Below are 17670 nucleotides of genomic sequence, written 5' to 3'. Positions count from 1 at the left end.
GACCCGTGAGAAGGGACGAGATCGCGGCCGGGCTCGCCGAGGTCGAGTCGCGCATCGGCGAGGCGTGCCGGGCGGCGGGGCGCGATCGCGGCGAGGTCACGCTGATCGCGGTCACCAAGACCAGGCCGGCCGAAGACGCGCGGATCCTGGCCGGGCTCGGGGTGCGCGACGTCGGCGAGAACCGCGACCAGGAGGCCGCGCCCAAGGCGCACGAGCTCCATGAGCTGCCGCTGACCTGGCACTTCGTCGGCCAGTTGCAGACGAACAAGGTCAGGTCCGTGGTCGGGTACGCCGACGTGATCCACTCCGTCGACCGGCCCAGGCTGGTGGAGGCGATCAGCAAGGAGGCCGTGCGCCAGGGCCGCAAGGTCGGCTGCCTGGTGCAGGTCGCGCTCGACGACGACCCGGGCAGGGGCGGCGCGCGGCCCGGGGACGTCCTGGGCCTGGCCGACGACGTGGCCGCGGCCGACGGCGTGTGGCTGGGCGGCGTCATGGCGGTCGCCCCGCTGGGCGAGGACCCGGCCAAGGCGTTCGCCAGGCTCCACGATCTGGCGCTGTCCCTGCAGGAGCGGCACCCACGTGCCACGATGATCTCGGCGGGGATGAGCGAGGACCTCAACGAGGCCGTCGCGCACGGCGCGACACACGTGCGCGTCGGTACGGCGTTGCTCGGCCGTCGCAAGCCCTTCGTCAGGTAATGTCCCCTCAAGTGGGTCTTCAGGCCCGCGTACCAGTAGAGGTCGATCAGCGGTGAGCTCCAAGGGGGTACGGCTACCGCCTCGGGCCCCGGAAGGCCGCCCGAGCGAGTGCGACCATGAGCAGGAGGACGACGTAGCGATGGCCGGCGCGATGCGCAAGATGGCGGTCTACCTCGGTCTCGTGGAGGACGACCGCTACGAGAGGTACGAGACCTACACGGACGAGTACGGCTACGAGGACGAGGGCCAGCGAACCAGCGAGGAACGGCCCGTAGCGGTCCAGGACCGCGACGACGACGCCGAGCCCGGGGTACCCGCGCCGAGGCCCGCCACGACCATCCTGGAGCGCCGGACGACCGATCTGGCCCGCATCACCACGCTTCACCCGCGCACGTACAACGAAGCGCGTACGATCGGTGAGCACTTCCGTGACGGCACCCCGGTCATCATGAATCTGACCGAGATGGTCGACAGTGACGCGAAACGCCTCGTTGATTTCGCGGCAGGTCTGGTCTTTGGCCTACATGGCAGCATTGAACGTGTTACCAACAAGGTGTTCCTGTTGTCCCCTGCCAATGTCGAGGTGACCGCCGAGGACAAGGCTCGAATCGCGGAACGCGGGTTCTTCAACCAGAGTTAGAGTTTCTGTATGTCTACCGGACCCACCCAAGCCCCACCGGGGCTGCCGGAGGGCACATCAGAAGTGGAGGCGCGGCCGGGCCGTGGGGATCGTCAGTCAGATCTTGGTCGTTGTCCTGTCTCTCTATCTGGTGTTGCTCATCGGCAGGATGATCTTTGAGACGGTACAGGCTTTCGCCCGTCAGTGGCGGCCTACCGGCCTCGTGCTCGTACTGGCGGAGGCCACATACACCGCCACCGACCCGCCTCTCAAGTTCCTCCGCCGTTTCATTCCCCCGCTCCGGTTGGGTACGGTGGCCTTTGACCTAAGCTTCACAGTCCTCTTCATCGTCGTCCTGATCTTGATCCAAGTGGCCACGGCGATGGGCCGATGACGAGACTGTGCGGTCCCGGTCATGATCCAACTCGTGTCCGCGCTGAAGTGATTCGGGTTACCGTCCCTCCGGACAGACTCCAAAGCGCGCCAAGGAGACCAAAAAGATGCCGCTGACGCCCGCTGATGTGCGGAACAAGCAATTCAGTACCACCCGGCTGCGGCCGGGCTACGACGAGGAAGAGGTCGATGCCTTTCTCGACGAGGTCGAGGCTGAGCTTGACCGCCTGATCCAAGAGAACGAGGAGCTTCGCGCCAAGCTGGCCGAGTGCCTGCGCGGGAAGGTGCCGGGCGGCATGAACATGCCCATGGCCTCCGCGCCGGTGCAGGAGCAGCCCAAGCCGGAGATGATGGGGCCGCCGCAGCCGGAGCCCATGCGGGCCCCCGAGCCGCAGCCGATGCCGCAGCAGCAGCCGGTTCCGGTGGCCATGAGCATGCCTCCCGCCGAGGACAACATGGACACCGCGGCCCGCGTGCTCGCCCTCGCCCAGCAGACCGCCGACCAGGCGATCGCCGACGCCCGCCGCGAGGCGGACGAGACGGTCACCCGGGCCCGCCGCGAGGCCGACGAGATCCTCACCAAGGCTCGCCGCCAGGCCGAGCAGGTCATCGGCGACGCCCGGGCTCGCGCCGAGACGCTCGAGCGCGACGCCCAGGAGCGTCACCGCCAGGCCATGGGCTCCCTCGTCCAGACGCGTGACGAGCTCGAGCGCAAGGTCGAGGAGCTGCGCAGCTTCGAGCGCGAATACCGCAGCCGGCTCAAGCTCTACCTGGAGAACCAGCTCGCCGAGCTCAACGTCTCCGCGGAGGGCAGCGGCGGCTTCCCCGTCATGTCCGGTGGTCCCCAGGGTCAGCAGCCCGCCATGTCGCACGCCGTGCCGCAGGGTGGTCAGCAGCCTCTCCCCGGTGGCCCCAACCCGTTCGGTGGCGACGCCCCGCAGGGCGCCTTCCCCGGCGGCGACGGCCCGCACAACGATCGCCGGTAAGGTAGCGGGTCACTGAGACCCGTCACTCGAAAGAGCCCCCTGTGATCCTTATCAGCGCTGGTTTGGTGCTCGCGGCGGTCATCTTGCTGATCGCGGGCTTCGTACTGGCCAAGCCGTTCCTGATCATGTGGTCCATCGTGGTCAGCGTGCTGTCCGCGCTGTTCCTGGTGATCGGGGCGTTCTTGCGGCGTCATGAGTTGTTTCCCGGTGGTGGGCAGGCCGCTGCGCCGGCCACCCCGCCGAACGGGCTCATGCCTCCCGGCTTGCCGTACAACCAGACAGGACCTGTGGCGCCCCCGCCACAGACCGCACAGCCGCAGAGTCACCCGCACCCCCAGCAGCATCCGCAGACGCTCCAGCGGACGGCGACCGTTCCCGGCCCCGTCCCGCGCCGCCCGGCGGCGCAGGGCATCTCACCGGACGCGATCGTGCTGGTCATCCCCGGGCGCAAGCGTTACCACGTGCCCGGTTGCCGCCAGCTCGCGGGGCGGGATCACGAGGAGCTGACTTTCGAGGAGGCACGCGAGGAGGGCTTCACGCCCTGCACGGCGTGCCTGCCTGACGCCGCGCTCGGCGGACGGCAGTTGCCGCCTGCCGCCGACCCCGAGCCGGGCGTCGCACCCGGCACCACACCGGGTCACACACCCGGTCACACCACTGGTCACGCAGCCGGTCACCCGGCCGCGAGCCCATCCGGTGCCGGTCCTTCCGGTGCCGGCTCAGCCGGTACCAGCCCGGCCGGTACGAACCCCACCGGTTCGACCACCGGCGTCCCGGGCCCCGGCGCCCCGAGTTCCGGCGTACCGAACCCCGGCATACCGGGTTCCGGCGCCCCGAGCTCTGGCGCCTCAAGCCCCGGTGCCTCTGGTCCCGGCGTCTCAGGTCCCGGTGTCGTCTCAGGTCCCGGCGCATCGGGTTCCGGTGCCCCAAGTCCCGGTGCTTCGAGCTCCGGTACTTCGAGTTCCGGCGCTTCGGGTTCCGGTGCTCTGGCGGAGAGCCGGGCCGAATCGTCCGACGCGACTCGCGACATTCGTCCCCCCGTCGCCCCGCCGAAGCCGGACAATCCGGCTTCCACCCCCAGCTCGGAGCTCCCGTCCGCCACCTCCGCTCCGGAGGAAGGCGCGACCAGCTGGTTCGGCCGCCCGGCGGCCGCGCCCGGCACTCCGGCCCCGCCGGCCGGTGGTTCCCCGGCGGGCGACCAGCGTGCGGGCGAGCAGCGTGCGGGTGGCCGGCAGGAACGCCCGGACACCGCCGACGCCACCGATCACAAGGGCGCAACCGATCACAAGAGCGGGACCGACCACAAGGGCGGCACGGACCGCGAGGGCGCCACGGACCGCAAGGGCAAGACCCCGTCCGCGAGCCCGTCCCAGAGCCCGTCCGGGTCCCAGAGCCCGTCCACGCCCCCGAGCCCGTCCGGTGCGCAGGCCGCCGAGACGGGTGAGACGCCGGCGGAGAACAAGACCTCGATCTTCACGCCGCAGCCCTTCCGCGGCACCCCGGCCGAGCCGCCGCGGCCCGCCGCGAGCACCCCGCCCGCCGACTCCGCCGACGACTCCGACGGCCCCGACACGGCCCCGCAGCCCCGCGTCACCGCCGCCGGCACTCCGGTGCCGAGCGCGACGCCCGCGTCGTCCGCCGAGGCCCCCGCCAAGCCTGAGACGGCGGCGAAGCGTGACGAACCCGCCAAGCCCGCCCGCGAGGGGGAGAGCCGGGAGCGGACCGGCACGGTCAAGGTGATCGTCGGCACCCGCCGCTACCACAGCACGACGTGCCCGCTGGTCAAGGGCGCGGGTGACGCGAGGGTGGAGACCATGACGGTCGCCCAGGCCGAGGCCGCGGGGCTCACCGGCTGCCCGGTCTGCCAGAACGACCGCGAAAAGGTCGGCTGACCCACCGGGCGCGGCGGTCAGCCGGTACCGAGCGGCACGCCGTCCCCGGTCTCCCCGGGGTCGAGCTGGTGGTCCGCCCAGACGTAGCTCTCGGGAAGCAGGCCGGCGATCGGCAGGGTCCGCAACCCGCCGGCCGTCCCGACGATGACGCCGATGGCGGGGAAGTAGTCGAGCAGGACCTGGCGGCAGCGGCCGCACGGGGACACCACGCCGCGGTCGCGGTCACCCACGGCGACGATCGTGTCCAGGTCGTAGATGCCCTGCGCGGCGGCGGCGCCGATCAGCACCAGTTCCGCGCACGGACCGCCGGTGAAGTGGTAGGCGTTCACCGCGGTGACGATCCGGCCGTCCCCGGCGCGGGCCGCGGCCGCCATGGTGTGGTTGTCGCCCCGGCAGCGGGTGGCCGCGACGTGCGACGCCGCCTCGATCAGTTCGTGGTCGACGGGGCCGGTCCGGATGGTCAACGACGCTGCCCTCCCGCGGGCTGAAGCGGTCTCTGAACGGAAAGAGCGCGAGGGGGCGGGTCGGCCACCCTCGCGCTCAGACGTGATGTGCTAGGCGCGGCGGAGCTGGAAGGTCAGGCCCAGGTCCGCGTCCGCGTGGGACGGGAGATCGCCGGCCGTGCCCTCCGTCAGCGACGTGGCCAGCACCTCCTCCGCCACCACCCGGCCGTCGGAACGCAGGGCCGCGGCCAGGTCCGGGGAGGTGGCGCTCCACCACAGGTCGATCCGGTCCGTGATCGACAGGCCGGTCGACTTGCGTGCCTCCTGCACCAGGCGGATGACCTCGCGCAGCAGGCCGGCCCGGCGCAGCTCGTCGGTCAGCTCCAGGTCCAGGGCGACCGTCTCGCCGGTGCCGGTGTCGATGGCGCCGGTCTCGACGGCCCAGCCGGAGCGGGGCTGCTCGGTGACGATCACGTCGTCGGGGCCGAGGGTGATCTCGCCCAGCTCGTCCGACTCGACGGTGGCGGTGGCGCCCCCGCGCAGGGTGCGGGCGAGCCTGGCCGGGTCGGCGTCGGCGATGGCGGCGGCCACCACCTTGGTACGCGGCCCGAACCGCTTGCCCAGCGCACGGAAGTTGGGCTTGACCGTGTAGGAGACGAGGTCGGCGCTGAAGCCGGACATGTCCTCCAACGCCTGGACGTTCAGCTCGTCCGCCACCAGGTCACGCAGCTCCGGCGGCAGCGACGGCCACCCGGAGGCGCCCACGAGCGCCCGGCCGAGCGGCTGGCGGGTCTTCACGCCCGAGGACGCGCGGGCCGAGCGGCCCAGCTCCACCAGCCGCCGCACCAGCGCCATCTGGTCGGACAGCGCCGGGTCGAGCAGCTCCTGCCGCACCTCCGGCCAGGACGCCAGGTGCACCGAGGACGGCGCGCCGGGGGCACGCAGGACGTCCCAGAGGTGGTCGGTGACGAACGGCGTGATCGGCGCCATTAGCCGCAGCACGGTCTCCAGGCACTCGTACAGCGTGGCGAACGCCTCCCGCGACCCCTGCCAGAACCGGCGGCGCGAGCGGCGCACGTACCAGTTGGACAGGTCGTCGAGGAACTCGGCCAGGCGGCGGCCGGCGCGCTGGGTGTCGTACTCGTCCAGGGCGGCCGTGACGTCCGAGACCGTGCGGTGCAGCTCGGCCAGCGCCCACCGGTCGAGCAGCGGACGCTCGGCGACCGGCGGCGCGGTCTCCGACGGCGACCAGGACTCGGCGTTGGCGTACAGGGTGAAGAACGACGAGGTGTTCCAGAGCGTCAGGAGCACCTTGCGGACGATCTCCTCCAGCGCGTTGTGACCCACCCGCCGCGCCGCCCAGGGCGATCCGGAGCAGGCCATGAACCAGCGCAGCGCGTCGGCGCCGTGCTGGTCCATCAGCGGGATCGGCTCCAGCACGTTGCCCAGGTGCTTGCTCATCTTGCGGCCGTCCTCGGCCAGGATGAGGCCCAGGCAGAGCACGTTCTCGTAGGAGGACTGGCCGAACACCAGCGTGCCGACGGCCATCAGCGAGTAGAACCAGCCGCGCGTCTGGTCGGTGGCCTCGCAGATGAACTGCGCCGGGTAGACGCCCTCGGGCTTGCCGCGCTCGCCCCACTGGGCGAACGGCATGGAGCCGGAGTCGTACCAGGCGTCGATGACGTCGGGCACGCGGCGCGCCTGGCCGTCGCAGTCGGGGCAGGGGAAGGTGACGTCGTCCACGTACGGGCGGTGCGGGTCGAGCGCGGAGACGTCCTGGCCGGCCAGGGCGCCCAGCTCCGCCATCGAGCCGACGCAGGTGACGTGGGAGTCGTCGGCGTCGCACACCCACAGCGGCAGCGGCGTGCCCCAGTAGCGCGAGCGCGACAGCGACCAGTCCACGTTGTTGCGCAGCCACTCGCCGAAGCGGCCCCACTTGATGGTCTCGGGGAACCAGTTGGTCTTGGCGTTCTCGGCCAGCATCTGGTCCTTGACCGCGGTGGTGCGGATGTACCAGGACGGCAGCGCGTAGTACAGCAGCGCCGTGTGGCAGCGCCAGCAGTGCGGGTAGCTGTGCTCGAAGTGGCCGCCGCGGTAGAGCAGCCCGCGCGCCTTCATGTCGGCGGTGAGCCGCTCGTCGGCGTCCTTGAAGAACACGCCGCCCACCATGGGGACGTCGTCGAGGAAGCGGCCGTCGGGGCCGATCGGGTTGACCACCGGCATGTCGTAGCGCCTGATGACGGCCAGGTCGTCGGCGCCGAAGGCGGGGGCCTGGTGCACCAGGCCGGTGCCGTCCTCGACGGTGACGTAGTCGCCGAGCACCACGTAGTGCGCCTCGGGGATGTCGACCAGCTCGAACGGCCGCGCGTACGGGGTGCGCTCCAGCTCGCGGCCGGTGAAGCGGGCGACCTCCTCGGCGCCCTCGCCCAGCACCGACAGCAGCGGCTCGGCCACCACCAGCACCTCGCCGTCGGCGGTGCGCGCGGCCACGTACGTCACGTCGGGGTGCACGGCCACGGCCGTGTTGGACACCAGGGTCCACGGCGTGGTCGTCCAGACCAGCAGCGCGGCGCCCAGGTCGGCCAGCGGGCCGGAGGTCACCGGCATGCGGACGTACACCGACGGGCTGGAGACGGTCTCGTAGCCGCCCGGCTGGCCCAGCTCGTGGTCGGACAGGCCGGTGCCGCAGCGCGGGCAGTACGGCGTGATGCGGAAGTCGCGGAACAGCAGCCCCTTGTCGAAGATGACCTTCAGCGACCACCACACCGACTCGATGTAGGACGGGTCCATCGTGCGGTAGGCCGTGGACAGGTCGATCCAGTAGCCCATCCGCTCGGTCATCTGCTCGAAGGCGTCGACGTGCCGCAGCACCGACTCGCGGCACTTGGCGTTGAACTCGGCGATGCCGTATTCCTCGATGTCCTTCTTGCCGGACAGGCCGAGCTCTTTCTCGATGCCGACCTCGACGGGCAGGCCGTGGCAGTCCCAGCCGGCCTTGCGCGGGACGCTGAAGCCGCGCATCGACTTGTAGCGCGGGAACAGGTCCTTGAACACGCGGGCCTCGACGTGGTGCACGCCGGGCAGGCCGTTGGCGGTGGGCGGGCCCTCGTAGAAGACCCAGGACGGGTTGCCCGCGTTCTGCTCGATCGAGCGCTCGAAGATCTTCCCGTCCCGCCAGCGTTCCAGGACCTCGCGCTCGAGCGCGGGCAGGTCGACCTGCGCGGGAAGAGAGCGGAATGATGGGGAAGACATTTCGGGCGGGACCTCCACGCGCGTTCACCGACAGGGCTGCGTGAAGGGACGAAGCCGGCACGGCTCCGCGGTACCACCCTTCTTGACCCCGGGGACCGGGGCCCTCTCCATTGGTTGCGGCCGGGTCTAATGAGCTCGTGAGAGCCGTTCTTCCGGCGGCTCCGGGGTGATATCCCTCACAACGGGGCCCCATCAACGCCTTGCAATCTCAAACCATAACGCAGAGTGGGGCCTGAGGCTTCCAGATTTGCCGCCGGCGATGATCGCGCCGGTACAGCATGCGCAAACAGCGCCAAAGAAGTGGAATGAACACCACTGAGGAGGAGTTGAACGCGCGAGGCGGGATAGTACAGGAGAGGTAAACCGTCCGGCGGGTCGTTTGCCGTTCCGTTATGGGGATCCTAAGCTGCCCGCACCATTCACGGCCTTGATCAGCATAGGAGGCAGCCATGGCGGCAGTCACGCAGACCACCACACCGTCGATGTGGTCGGACGAGGAGCTGGCCGAGGTACGCAGCAGGCTGCAGAGCGAGATAGACGAGCTCAACGCGGACATCCGGCGGCACGAGTCGGAGATAGCCTCGGGTGATGTCACCCAGGGCGCCGGGGACGACCAGGCGGACGCCGGCGCCAAGACCTATGAGCGCGAACGCGAGATCGCCCTTACCCTGAATGCGCGCGACCTGGTCGCGCAGAACGAACGTGCGATCGCCAGGATCGACGCAGGGACCTATGGAGTGTGCGAATCGTGCCACAAGCCGATCGGCAAGGAACGTCTTCAGGCGTTCCCGAGGGCGACGCTGTGCGTGGCCTGCAAGCAGAAGGAGGAGCGCCGGTAGGCCCGCGCCGCGGCCGGCTCGTCGCCGTCCTCGTCACGCTGGCGGTGCTCGTCTATGCCGCCGACCTGGTCACCAAGACCGTGGCGTTGCGGGCACTCGAGGACGAGCCGCCGCTGGTCGTCATCCCTGACGTGCTGCAGTTCCGGCTGATCTTCAATTCCGGGGCCGCGTTCAGCATCGGCACCGGGATGACGTTCATCTTCACGCTCATCGCCGCCGGCGTCGTGGTGGCGATCGTGCGCACCGCGCGCAAGCTGGGCAGCAGGTCCTGGGCGCTCACGCTCGGCCTGCTGCTCGGCGGGGCGCTCGGCAACCTGACCGACAGGCTGCTGCGCCACCCGTCCGGCTTCGGCCGCGGCAAGCAGCTGCAGGGTCACGTGGTCGACTTCATCGAGGTGCTCCCCGGGCACTTCCCGGTGATCGACTACTTCCCGGTGTTCAACATCGCCGACTCGGCGATCGTCTGCGGCGGGATCCTGGCGGTCATCCTGGCCTGGCGCAACGTGCAGATCGATGGGAGCAAGGAGGTCAAGGGTGGCTGAGCAGCGAAGCCTGCCGGTTCCCGACGGGCTGGAGGGCGAGCGGCTCGACGCCGCCCTGTCACGGCTGTTCGGCTTCTCGCGCACCCGCGCCGCCGAGCTGATCGGCGCCGGCGAGGTGCTGGTCGACGGCCGGTCGGCGGCCAAGTCTGACCGCGTGCACGCCGGCGCTTGGCTCGACGTGACGTTGCCGCCCCCGGTCGCCGCCCCGATGCCGGTCGCCGAGCCGGTGCCCGGCATGACCATCGTGTACGAGGACGACGACATCGTCGTGGTCAACAAGCCGATCGGCGTGGCCGCACACCCCACCGTGGGCTGGACCGGGCCGACCGTGCTCGGCGGGCTGCTCGGCGCCGGCCACACGATCGCCACCAGCGGCGCCGCCGAGCGCCAGGGCATCGTGCACCGGCTCGACGCCAACACCACCGGCGCGATGGTGGTGGCCAAGAGCGAATACGCCTACTCCCACCTCAAGCGCGCCTTCAAGGAACGCACCGTCGACAAGCGCTACCACGCGCTGGTGCAGGGTCACCCCGACCCCTTCCGGGGCACCGTCGAGGCCCCCATCGACCGGCACCCGGCCGGCGACGGCCGCTTCGCCGTGGTCGCCGGCGGCAAGCCGTCGGTCACCCACTACGACACCATCGAGGCGTTCAGGGCCGCGTCGTTGCTGGACATCAAGCTGGAGACCGGCCGCACCCACCAGATCCGGGTGCACATGTCGGCGCTGCGCCACCCGTGCGTCGGCGACCTGATGTACGGCGCCGACCCCAAGCTGGCCGCCCGGCTGGGCATCACCCGGCAGTGGCTGCACGCGGTCGCGCTCGGCTTCGAGCACCCGGGCAGCGGCGAGTGGATGTCGTTCGGCACCGACTACCCCGACGACCTGCAGAAGGCGCTCGACATCGTGCACGCGGAGTCCTGAGCGCCGTCCCGCCCGTCAGTCCTTCTTGCCCTTGCCGCTCTGCTTCGCGCCGGCGCTCTCCGGTTCGATCTGGCCGGGGGTCTGCGAGGGCTTGTCGTCCTTCTTGCCGTCGTCGTCCTTGTCGTCGTCCGACTTGGTCTTGGTGGGGGTGGGGCGTTCGGTCTCGCCGTCCGATCGGCTCGGGCTCCTGGGCTGCGTCCTGGTGGACGGGGCCGACTGCTCGGGTAACGGCGGCAGGGTGGACGTCTCCGGGCCGGACGGCGAGAACGTGGGCGTCGCCGCCGGGGTCGTCGTCTCGGTCCTGATCACCGTGCTCGGCGTCGAGACCACCGCGGGCGCGGGCGAGTGCGCGTCACCCGGCCGGTTGGACCACCAGGCCAGCCCGCCGGTGGCGACGCCGACCACCAGCGCGCCCGCGGCGATCGCGGCCAGCGGACGCCCGCGCCCCCCGGCGGCCCGGGACTCCGTCCTGGGGATCGGCACCGGGCCGGTCTGGTCGGGGGCGTGGCCGGTCAGGATCGCGCCCAGCCGATGCTCGGCCTCCTCCAGCGACATGCGCTCTGCCGGGTCCTTGCGCATCAGCCCGTGCAGGACCGGGGCCAGCACCCCGGCGCGGGCCAGCGGCTCGGGCTCGGCGTGCATCACCGCGCCGAGCGTGGCCAGCGCGTGCGGCCGGTGAAAAGGCGAGTGACCCTCGACGGCCACGTACAGCGTCACGCCCAGCGACCACAGGTCGGAGGCGGGCCTGGCCTGCCCGCCCGCCGCGCGCTCCGGCGCCATGAACGCCGGGGTGCCGACCAGCACGCCGGTCCTGGTGACCGGCGCCTCGTCCTCGGTGGTGGCGATGCCGAAGTCGGTCAGCACCGCCCGGCCGTCCTCGGCGATCAGCACGTTGTCCGGCTTCACGTCCCGGTGCAGCACCCCGGCCGCGTGCGCGGCCCGCAGCGCCTCCAGCAGTTGCAGGCCGAGGTCGGCCACCTGCCGCGGCGGCAGCGGCCCGTCGTCGCGGACGATCTCACCCAGCGTGCGTGACCGGACGAGCTGCATGACGATCCACGGATGCCCGTGCTCCTCCAGCACGTCGTAGACCGTCGCCACGCCCGGATGCGCCACCCGCCCGGCCGCCCTGGCCTCGCGGAAGGTGCGCACGGTGAACACCTCGCGCTCCGGGCCCGTCAGATCGGGCGGCGGCAACACCTCCTTGACCGCCACGTCGCGGCCCAGAACCTCGTCATGGGCCTGCCAGACCGTGCCCATGCCGCCCTGGCCGATCGTCCTGACCAGCCGGTAGCGCCCGCCGACCATCCCCGCAGAATCGGACATGCACCGCGACTACCCGAGAAACACCCTGACAAGCGCGGTGACCACCGCCGCCGAGGCCAGGACCACCAGGAACGGCGCGCGGAGCAGGAGCGCGACGACCGCCGCGCCGAGCCCGGCGGTCCGGGCCGGGTCGAACGCGAGCCCGCCCGCCCCGGTGAACATCTGCACCGCGATCAGCGCGCCCAGCAGCGTCACCGGCACCAGCTCGGCGAACCTGCGCACCAGCGGATGGTCCAGCACCCGCCGCGGCGCGGCCAGCCCCGCCAGCTTCAACGCGTAACACCCCACGCACACAAGCGCGATCGCCCACCACGTGCTCATGGCCTCACTCCGTTCGGCGGCTCGGTCGCTGGGATCCGCCGCCTTCCCTCGTCGCTCTGGTCGCTGCGCTCCCGGCGCTCCTCAGTCCAGGCGACGGCGCTCCCTCGCGGCTCATCGGACCATCACCACCAGGACGGCGACGGCCGACAGGAGGACCGGGACGCCGGGTGGGAAGAACGGGGTGGCGCACAGAGCGACGGCGGCGCCGGCGACGGCCAGCAGGCGGGCCTGTCCGCCCTGGTCGCCGGGTGCGGTCAGCCTGGGCCACAGGATGGCCAGGAAGGTCGCCGGTCCCACCGCGTCCAGGCCCAGTACGCCGGGGTCGCCCAGGAACGAGGTGCCGTACGCGCCGGCCAGCGTGGTGAGGTTCCAGGTGACGTACAGGCTGGCGAACGTGGCCACGAAGCCGGCCCTGGCCGCCTGCTCGTCCGGCTGGGCCAGCGCCACGGCCGTCGTCTCGTCGATCACCCCGTGGGCCGCGAGCAGCCTGCGCGGGCCGCGGATCTTCAGCAGGTCCGCCAGCCGCAGCCCGTACAGCGTGTTGCGGCCGCCGAGCAGCAGCGCCCCCGCCGCGGCCGCGACCAGGTCGCCGCCCGCGCCGTACGCGCCGGCCAGCGCGAACTGGGAGGCGCCGGTGAACGCCAGCAGGCTCAGCACGCACGCCTGCGGCACCGACAGCCCCGCGGTGATCGCCGCGGCGCCGAAGGCGAGCCCGGACAGCCCCACGGCCAGGCCCACCGCCAGGCCGTCCCGCACGGCGGCGGAACGGCGTTTTGTCTGTTCCATGGTGAGTGAGGCTATGTGATGGGGAAATCGCCCGTCTTGTACGATCCTGCGGCCCGCTCGAACACGGACTCGGCCCGCTGGTACGCCGCCGGCGGGACGCCCACGACCCGTTTGAAGTGCCGATTCAGGTGCGCCTGGTCGGTGAAGCCCACCTCGGCCGCCACCTGCGCCGGCCGCACCCCCGACAGCAGCAGGCGGCGCGCCTGCCGCACCCGCAGCCCGATCAGATACGCGTGCGGCGGCAGACCGGTGGCCGCCTTGAACGCGCGTAGCAGCGGGAACGGCCGGGCCCCGACCGCCTCGGCCAGGTCCTCCAGCGCCGGCGGATCGGCCAGCCGCTCGCGCAGCAGCTCCATCGCCGCCTCCACGGCCCGCCTGCCCTCGGCCGGCGTTCTCGACACTGCTCGCGGCGCGCCATGCCTGGACAGCAGCCGCGCGAACAGCGCGCGGGTCATCGTGGACGCGGCCAGCGCGTCGCCCCGCTCGGCCGTCAGATGCGCCCGGTTCAGCAGCGCCGCCACCTCGCGATCGCGCACCACCTGCTCCGGGAAGTGCGGCGTCCCGTACGACGCGCCCAGGTCGGCGGCGATCTCCGTCATCGTCTCGATCGACGGGTAGAGCATCCGGTACGACCAGCCGTCCGGCTCGCCCGCCTGTCCGGTGTGCACCGCGTCGGGATTGACCAGCACCAGCTCGCCCGCCCGCGCCCGGTGCAGCGTGCCGCGGTAGTCGAACTCCTCGACCCCGTCGAGTATCAGGCCGATCGCGTAGCCGTCGTGCACGTGACGGGAGAAGCGGTGCGTGACGTAGTGCGCCTTGAGCAGGTCGACCTCCGGCACCGCCGGGTGCCGCCAGAAGTGCGCCTGCTCTTTCACCGTGCTCATTCCCATGCGAGCTCAGCGGGGCCGGAACGTCTCGGTGAGGGTGTCGAAGTAGTGCCGGTTCGCCCGCCAGGACGACTCGGTGGTCTCCCAGTACAGCGCGTACGGGCGGCCGTCGGCGGTGCGGAAGCCGCGGTTGACGACGTGGATCCGCCGGCCCTCGCGGATCCGGGTGAACTCCCAGTCGGCGGCGTCGCGCCCGAGGTAGGTCAGCGATTCCAGCCGGACGCGGCGGTAGCCCTCGAACTCGTTCCTGTCCAGGATGTCGCGCTCGACGCCCAGCCAGTGGCTCCTGGCGTTCGTCCACGGCTTCTCCGGGACGGTCCACTCCACGATCAGCGTGCCCGGGCCGGTGACCGACACGCTGTCACGGGTGGGGTGCGGCTTGGGCCGCCAGCCCTTCGGCAGCGCGATCGAGAAACGGCCGTCGGCGTTGGTGTACATGGACCAGCCGGGCGGCACCCGCACCGGCCCGCCGGTCTCGGACGGGGTCGGCTCCGGCGTATCGGAGGGGGTCGGCTCCTGCGTCTCGGACGGGGTCGTGTCCGGGGTCGTGTCCGTGGTGTCCGTCGGCTCGGCGGTGGAGGTCTCCGGCGGGGGCGGTGCGGCGCCGGTCCGCGTGGCGTCCGAGGTGCCGTCCGAGGTGCCGTCCGCCGAGGTGCTGCCCGCCGGGGTGCCGTCCCACAACGAGCCGCCCTGGACGGCCAGCAACGTGCCGCCCGCGGCCAGCACGGCCGTCGCCGCCACCGCCGGCACGACGATCTTCCACCGGCCGGCGCGGCCCTTGTCGGCCCGCCGCAGCGGGACCGTGCGGTGCGGGTCGGCCGCGGCCTCGTGCAGCAGGTGCGCCGCCTGGTCGGCGGGGATCCTGGCCGCGGGATCGCGCCGCAGCAGCCCCATGATCACCGGGGCCAGCGCGCCCGCCCGGACCGGCGGGGCCGGCGCGTCACGCAGCACCGCCGCCACCACCGCCGGCCACGACTCGCCCTGGTAGGGCGGCCTGCCCTCCACCGCGGTGTACAGCGTCGCGCCCAGCGCCCACAGGTCTGACTCCGGCCTGGCCGGCTCGCCGTTGAGCCGCTCCGGCGGCATGTAGGCGGGCGTGCCCACCAGGCCGCCGGTCGCCGTCAGCCCCGCCTCGGCCTCCATCGAGGCGATGCCGAAGTCGGTCAGCACCACCCGGCCGTCGTCGGCCAGCAGCACGTTCTCCGGCTTGACGTCGCGGTGCAGCACGCCGGTCGCGTGCGCGGCGCGCAACGCGTCGAGCAGCCGGCCGCCGATGGACGCGACCTGCTCGACCGGCAGCGGCCCGAACTCGCGCACCACCTGCGCCAGCGAACGCGAGCGCACGAGCTGCATGACGATCCAGGGCCGGCCGTCCTCCTCGATCACGTCGTGGATGACGATCACCGACGGGTGGTCGAGGCGGCCCGCCGCCCTGGCCTCCCTGATGGTCCTGCCGTTCAGCTCGGCCCTGCGGGTGTCGCCGACCCCCGCGTAGCGGACCTCCTTGATCGCCACCGTACGGTCGAGCAGCTCGTCATAGGCCCGCCAGACCACGCCCATACCGCCCTCGCCGAGCGGCTCGATGAGGCGATACCTGTTGCTGACCTGCCGATGCACGCACGCAGCTTACTTGGCGGGCTTGAACGTGGCGGCGAAGGTCTCGAAGAAGTGCAGGTCCTTCTTCCACCGGCTGTTCAGGTTGTGCCAGTAGATGGCGTAGCCGCGGCCGTTGTCGGTGATGAAACCGCGGTTGCGCACCCGGGTCTTGCCGGTGTTGGTGTTCCAGGTGAAGTCCCAGTCGGCGGCGGCCTTCATGTAGTCGACCTTCTTGATGCTGATCTTCTTGTAGCCGCCGAAGCCGTACTTGGCCGTGCGCTCCTGCTTCTTCCAGTCCCCGTACGGGTCGTCGCCCGGGTTCTTCGCCTCCTCGATCATCAGGAAGGCGTTGGAGGCCGCGCCGGGACCGCGGAAGTAGACCTGGGGGCCGCTGCGCCGGTATTCCTTCCAGCCCTTGGGCAGGCCGACGGAGAAGCCCGTCTTGTCCTTGTACATCTTCCAGCCGTCCGGCAGCGAGCCGGCCGGGTCGGAGGACGTCTCGCTGGGCTTGGCGGACGGCTCGTCCTCGGACGGCTCGTCCGACGGCGCGGGCTCGGAGGCGCTCGGCGAGGCGGAGGTCGTGACCTCGATCGCGGGCTGACTGCCCGAGGCGTCGCCGCCGGGCGCGGAACGCAGCCCCAGATAGCCGCCGACGCCGGCGACCAGCACCACCGCCGCGCCGACCGCGATGATCGGCGTCAGTTTGCGCCCAGAGCGGCCCACGCCTTCCACGGTCTCCGCCGTCACCGGCTCGGGCCGCTCGCGCGCCACGGTGAGACGCAGGCCGGTCTCGGGCAGCTCAGCGGGCGGAGCCGGCGTCGTCTTCGGGGGTTTCGGGGTCTTCTGCGGCTTCTGTGCCTTCGACGGGCTCTTCGACGCCTCCTGGGCCAGACCCGCCAGCGGGGCCAGGTCGGGGTCGGTCGGAGTGTCGTCCTCGGCGGGCTCGCGGATCAGCAGGTCGCGCGGGCTCTGCGCGGGCAGCATGGCGGTCGGCCGCGGCTCGGCGTCCGCGATCGCCCGGCGCAGCAGCCGGCCGGTCTCCTCGTACGACAGCCGCTGCACCGGCTCCTTGGCCAGCAGCCCGTCGATCACGTCGGTGAGCGGGCCCGCGTGCGGCGCCCGGTCCGGCTCATCGGTCAGCACGGCGTGCATGGTGGCCAGCGCGTTGCCCCGCTCATGCGGCGAACGGCCCTCCACCGCCGTGTAGAGCGTCGCGCCCAGCGACCACAGGTCGGACTCGCGCCGCGCTGGCAGCCCCTTGAGCCGCTCGGGCGCGATGAACGCCGGCGTTCCCGCCAGCCCGGTGACCGTGAGCTGCGTCTCCGTCTCCAGCGTGGCGATGCCGAAGTCGGTCAGCACCACCCGGCCGTCGTCGGCCAGCAGCACGTTCTCCGGCTTGACGTCACGGTGCAGCACCCCGGACTCGTGCGCCCGGTGCAGCGCGTCGAGCACCGCCAGGCCGATCTCGGCCACCCGCTTGGGCTTCAGCGGGCCGTCCTGCTTGATCACCGCCCCCAGCGAGCGGGACTGGACGAGCTGCATGACGATCCAGGGCCGGCCGTCCTCCTCGATCACGTCGTGCACGACGATCACGTTGGGATGCTCGAACCTGGCCGCCGCCCTCGCCTCACGCATCGTGCGCCGGTTCAGGAGCTGCACCTCGTCACCCAGGGCGGCGGCGTACCTGACCTCCTTGACCGCGACCGTGCGGTCGAGCAGCTCGTCATGGGCTCGCCAGACGATGCCCATGCCGCCCTTGCCGATGGGTTCCTGCAGCTGGTAGCGGCCGGCGATGCGGCGTCCGTCCCGCTTGCGATCCGACATCAACGGCCTCAAACCCTCCTCTACGCCCTGAGATATTCCCATAGGCGGGGATCTACGGCGACTCGCCGCGAGGCCAGTCCGCTATGTGAGAAGGGTTCTCCAGCAGGTGGAGGGGCGGGTGTAGGGTTTCAGATATGACTTGTCGCTACGCGTTTACCGAGCCGGCTCCGGGAGGGCCGGTCGGCGACTAGCGACCACCTGGAGCCGGCGCGAGGCAGAGACACCCCGTCTCTGCCTTTTTCGTTTCCCGCCGGCTCCCCAGGGGCCGGCCTGTGATGAGGAGCCGAGAATGTCATCGACCTTGGAACGGCGCGTGGTCCGCGTGGGCGGGCTGCGGGTGGGCGAGG

The 17670-nt window shown here is 71.7% G+C and carries 16 protein-coding genes; 8 read left to right on the top strand and 8 right to left on the bottom strand.

From position 1 onward, the window contains the following. Positions 1-5 precede the first annotated feature (5 nt). The 5 genes from HII36_RS32645 (at position 6) to HII36_RS32625 (ending at position 4588) form a co-directional block, all read left to right on the top strand. A complete protein-coding gene (locus HII36_RS32645) occupies positions 6-698 on the top strand; it encodes a YggS family pyridoxal phosphate-dependent enzyme (protein WP_173527143.1) in 693 nt (230 codons plus the stop codon). 139 nt (positions 699-837) lie between these two features. Continuing rightward, positions 838-1338 (top strand): cell division protein SepF, encoded by a 501-nt coding sequence (locus HII36_RS32640; RefSeq protein WP_173527142.1) that lies wholly within the window; start codon positions 838-840, stop codon positions 1336-1338. An 82-nt stretch (positions 1339-1420) separates the two neighbouring features. Beyond that, complete coding sequence (locus HII36_RS32635) at positions 1421-1711, top strand: YggT family protein (protein ID WP_173527141.1); 291 nt, start codon at positions 1421-1423, stop codon at positions 1709-1711. 106 nt (positions 1712-1817) lie between these two features. Further along, positions 1818-2696, top strand: coding sequence for a DivIVA domain-containing protein (locus HII36_RS32630; RefSeq protein WP_173527140.1), 879 nt, complete (start codon positions 1818-1820; stop codon positions 2694-2696). Between the two features lie 41 nt (positions 2697-2737). Beyond that, positions 2738-4588 carry a hypothetical protein gene (locus HII36_RS32625; protein ID WP_173527139.1) on the top strand — a complete coding sequence of 617 codons (1851 nt, stop codon included), beginning with the start codon at positions 2738-2740 and terminating at the stop codon, positions 4586-4588. Between the two features lie 17 nt (positions 4589-4605). On the opposite strand, the gene HII36_RS32620 is transcribed toward HII36_RS32625, so the two are convergent. Both HII36_RS32620 and ileS read right to left on the bottom strand, forming a co-directional pair. Continuing rightward, positions 4606-5052, bottom strand: coding sequence for a cytidine/deoxycytidylate deaminase family protein (locus tag HII36_RS32620; RefSeq protein ID WP_173527138.1), 447 nt, complete (start codon positions 5050-5052; stop codon positions 4606-4608). Between the two features lie 90 nt (positions 5053-5142). Beyond that, positions 5143-8283 (bottom strand): isoleucine--tRNA ligase, encoded by a 3141-nt coding sequence (gene ileS / locus HII36_RS32615; protein ID WP_173527137.1) that lies wholly within the window; start codon positions 8281-8283, stop codon positions 5143-5145. Between the two features lie 449 nt (positions 8284-8732). On the opposite strand from ileS, the gene HII36_RS32610 reads away from it, so the two are divergent. The 3 genes from HII36_RS32610 to HII36_RS32600 are packed head-to-tail and all read left to right on the top strand — an operon-like array spanning position 8733 to position 10586. After that, positions 8733-9122 (top strand): TraR/DksA family transcriptional regulator, encoded by a 390-nt coding sequence (locus HII36_RS32610; protein WP_173527136.1) that lies wholly within the window; start codon positions 8733-8735, stop codon positions 9120-9122. Beyond that, a complete protein-coding gene (lspA, locus tag HII36_RS32605) occupies positions 9086-9664 on the top strand; it encodes a signal peptidase II (protein WP_328807989.1) in 579 nt (192 codons plus the stop codon). The genes HII36_RS32610 and lspA overlap by 37 nt, the downstream gene beginning before the upstream one ends. Continuing rightward, a complete protein-coding gene (locus HII36_RS32600) occupies positions 9657-10586 on the top strand; it encodes an RluA family pseudouridine synthase (RefSeq protein ID WP_173527135.1) in 930 nt (309 codons plus the stop codon). Before lspA ends, HII36_RS32600 begins: the two co-directional genes overlap by 8 nt. Positions 10587-10601: 15 nt before the next feature. Here the strand turns inward: HII36_RS32600 and HII36_RS32595 are convergent, their stop codons facing one another. The 6 genes from HII36_RS32595 to HII36_RS32570 form a co-directional block, all read right to left on the bottom strand. Continuing rightward, a complete protein-coding gene (locus HII36_RS32595; RefSeq protein WP_173527134.1) occupies positions 10602-11909 on the bottom strand; it encodes a serine/threonine-protein kinase in 1308 nt (435 codons plus the stop codon). A 9-nt stretch (positions 11910-11918) separates the two neighbouring features. Further along, the gene (locus tag HII36_RS32590) at positions 11919-12230 is read right to left on the bottom strand and encodes an AzlD domain-containing protein (RefSeq protein WP_173527133.1); all 312 of its coding nucleotides are present in this window, start codon (positions 12228-12230) and stop codon (positions 11919-11921) included. A 111-nt stretch (positions 12231-12341) separates the two neighbouring features. After that, positions 12342-13016, bottom strand: a complete 675-nt coding sequence (locus tag HII36_RS32585; protein WP_173527132.1) for an AzlC family ABC transporter permease — start codon at positions 13014-13016, stop codon at positions 12342-12344. 11 nt (positions 13017-13027) lie between these two features. Further along, entirely contained in the window at positions 13028-13900 is an 873-nt protein-coding gene (locus HII36_RS32580) for an AraC family transcriptional regulator (RefSeq protein WP_173527131.1), read from the bottom strand. A gap of 12 nt (positions 13901-13912) precedes the next feature. After that, positions 13913-15520 carry a serine/threonine-protein kinase gene (locus HII36_RS32575; RefSeq protein ID WP_173527130.1) on the bottom strand — a complete coding sequence of 536 codons (1608 nt, stop codon included), beginning with the start codon at positions 15518-15520 and terminating at the stop codon, positions 13913-13915. Positions 15521-15529: 9 nt separating this feature from the next. Then, positions 15530-17323 carry a serine/threonine-protein kinase gene (locus tag HII36_RS32570; RefSeq protein WP_173527129.1) on the bottom strand — a complete coding sequence of 598 codons (1794 nt, stop codon included), beginning with the start codon at positions 17321-17323 and terminating at the stop codon, positions 15530-15532. Positions 17324-17670 lie beyond the last annotated feature (347 nt).

Origin of the sequence: Nonomuraea antri (assembly GCF_013283785.1) — a bacterium.
In the GTDB taxonomy this organism is placed as follows: Bacteria; Actinomycetota; Actinomycetes; order Streptosporangiales; family Streptosporangiaceae; genus Nonomuraea; species Nonomuraea antri.
Note: the sequence above shows the minus strand (reverse complement) of the source record. Positions and strands in the feature narration are given on the sequence as shown.

What these genes read in the sequence shown, in the direction of transcription:
- ileS (WP_173527137.1), bottom strand. Translation starts at nt 8,283, where the DNA reads ATGTCTTCCCCATCATTCCGCTCTCTTCCCGCGCAGGTCGACCTGCCC.
- HII36_RS32590 (WP_173527133.1), bottom strand. Translation starts at nt 12,230, where the DNA reads ATGAGCACGTGGTGGGCGATCGCGCTTGTGTGCGTGGGGTGTTACGCG.
- HII36_RS32580 (WP_173527131.1), bottom strand. Translation starts at nt 13,900, where the DNA reads ATGAGCACGGTGAAAGAGCAGGCGCACTTCTGGCGGCACCCGGCGGTG.
- HII36_RS32585 (WP_173527132.1), bottom strand. Translation starts at nt 13,016, where the DNA reads ATGGAACAGACAAAACGCCGTTCCGCCGCCGTGCGGGACGGCCTGGCG.
- HII36_RS32630 (WP_173527140.1), top strand. Translation starts at nt 1,818, where the DNA reads ATGCCGCTGACGCCCGCTGATGTGCGGAACAAGCAATTCAGTACCACC.
- HII36_RS32610 (WP_173527136.1), top strand. Translation starts at nt 8,733, where the DNA reads ATGGCGGCAGTCACGCAGACCACCACACCGTCGATGTGGTCGGACGAG.
- HII36_RS32570 (WP_173527129.1), bottom strand. Translation starts at nt 17,323, where the DNA reads ATGTCGGATCGCAAGCGGGACGGACGCCGCATCGCCGGCCGCTACCAG.
- HII36_RS32595 (WP_173527134.1), bottom strand. Translation starts at nt 11,909, where the DNA reads ATGTCCGATTCTGCGGGGATGGTCGGCGGGCGCTACCGGCTGGTCAGG.
- HII36_RS32640 (WP_173527142.1), top strand. Translation starts at nt 838, where the DNA reads ATGGCCGGCGCGATGCGCAAGATGGCGGTCTACCTCGGTCTCGTGGAG.